Here is a 942-nt window from a genome sequence, read left to right as displayed (position 1 = left end):
GAATTGACGTGAGTAAGGTAAGTTCAGAAGTAGCCATTCTAGTCAATGGCGAGAAGGTACATAACTACACCATGTCCAATGATGCCATTGGCTTTTCTCGGCTACTTGGCGATTTGAAAACCGTTCACAAGCCAGAAATCATCTTTGAAGCAACAGGTGTCTATTCTCGTCGTCTTCAAGCTTTTCTGGATGAACATAGCTACGCTTATACACGACTCAATCCCTTAGAAGCCAAGAAGCAACTGGATAGCTTGCGTGTGAGAAAAACAGACAAAATCGATGCGGAAAAACTGGCTCAGTCTCAGTTTGTACTCAACCGCAAATCCAGCTATGTTCAGGAAGCTGTCTACCAAAGCTTGCGTGATCTCAGTCGCTTCTATCAGAATCTGACAGAGGATATTGTTCGAGCTAAAAACCGCCTGCACAAGGTCTTACAGGTCACTTTCCCTGAATTGGAAAATCTTTTGTCAACACCAACTGGTGAACAATACTGGAACTTAGTTATAGCTTTTCCTTGTAAGGACTTCGTGCTTGAGTTAAGCAAGGATAAACTCTCAGAAAGCATTCGTCAATCCACTTCAAAACGGATTTCGGACAAGCGTGTGGCATACTTAGCAGAGAAGCTAATAGCACTAGCTAATCAATCTTATTGTGCCGTCAAGAAAACCTCTCCAATACTGGAAGAGGTCCGTTACTATGCAAAAGAATTGCTTAGACTTTCTGAACAGAGACAGGCAGTCTTAGACGATATGGTGGAACTAGCTCAGCCCTTACCAGAGTACGAGATTCTTCTCTCAATCCCTGGTATCGCTGAAACAACGGCCACATCTATCATCGGCGAATTAGGGGATATTCGTAGGTTTCACTCCGCCAATCAAATCAATGCTTTTATTGGGATTGATTTGAGACACTACGAATCTGGAAACTTCCTCGCTAAGGAAC

At 43.2% G+C, this 942-nt stretch carries 1 protein-coding gene; it reads left to right on the top strand.

Features of this window, described 5'->3' with window-relative positions:
• Positions 1 to 2: 2 nt before the first annotated feature.
• A partial coding sequence (locus tag ACLN19_RS09095; RefSeq protein ID WP_413385530.1) for an IS110 family RNA-guided transposase occupies positions 3 to 942 on the top strand: 940 nt, incomplete at its 3' end.

Source organism: Streptococcus lishijunsis (assembly GCF_047290665.1).
Classification (GTDB): Bacteria; Bacillota; Bacilli; order Lactobacillales; family Streptococcaceae; genus Streptococcus.
Note: the sequence above shows the minus strand (reverse complement) of the source record. Positions and strands in the feature narration are given on the sequence as shown.